Source organism: Pelagicoccus sp. SDUM812002 (genome assembly GCF_031127835.1).
Lineage (GTDB): Bacteria > Verrucomicrobiota > Verrucomicrobiia > Opitutales > Opitutaceae > Pelagicoccus.
Genome location: NZ_JARXHX010000103.1, coordinates 1 through 880, shown reverse-complemented (window position 1 = coordinate 880; position 880 = coordinate 1). Strand labels below are relative to the sequence as shown.

Sequence of the window (880 nt, the reverse complement as noted above, 5' to 3'; positions counted from 1 at the left end):
ACCATGACGTCGAACACCGCCGAGCGCGAGGTGTCGCGCTCCAGGTCCAGATCCTCCACTATCGAGTCGAAGGGGTACTTCTGATGCTCGAAGGCCTCGAGCACCGTCGACCTCACCTTGGAGAGCAGGGAGCCCAGGCTCTCCTCCAGGGAGACCTCGTCCCTGAGCGCCAGCGTGCCCACGTAGAAGCCGATCTGATCCCTGAGGTCCGCGTGGTCGCGGCCGGAAACCGGGCTGCCGACAGTTACGTCGTCCTGCCCTGCGTACCGTCGCAGCAGGACCTTGCTCAAAGCCACAAGCCCCATGAAAAGGGTCGCCCCCTCCGAGGAGAAAAGCTCCTTCAGCGCGGAGAGCCTCCCCGAAGCGATAGAGAACTCGAGCTCGGAGCCGTTGTAGCTCTTCACCCGGGGCCTGGGACGGTCGCAGGGAAGCTCAAGGGGGCGAACGCCGGAAAGCTTGCCAAGCCAGTACTCCCGGCTCGAATCAAGCGAGCCGTCCGAAAGGCTCGCGTTCTGCCACGCCGCGTAGTCCCTGTACTGGATGCGAAGCGGGTCCAGCGAAGGCTCCTCCCCAAGGCGGAACGAGTCGTAGAGGGAAAGAACGTCGCTCACCAGGACGCCCATCGACCAGCCGTCGCTGCAGATGTGATGCATGCAGAACAGAAGCACCCAGGACTCCTCGCCCAGACGAAGAAGGCTAGAGCGCACAGGAGCGCCGCCCTCCAGGTCGAACGGACGCGAGGCGTCCTCGACGGCCAGGCGCTCGGCCTCCGCCTCGGGATCCTCGAACCCCCGAAGGTCCACCTCGGCGACCTCGAGAGACAGCTCGTCGTCCACAACCTGCCACACGCCGTCGCCGTCCTGCTCGAAGCGGGTCCTCA

1 protein-coding gene is annotated in these 880 nt (G+C 65.2%); it reads right to left on the bottom strand.

The window, feature by feature from the left end; all coding sequences use genetic code 11:
- Positions 1–880 (bottom strand): condensation domain-containing protein (locus tag QEH53_RS23875; RefSeq protein WP_309025749.1); only part of this gene is annotated, 880 nt, incomplete at both ends.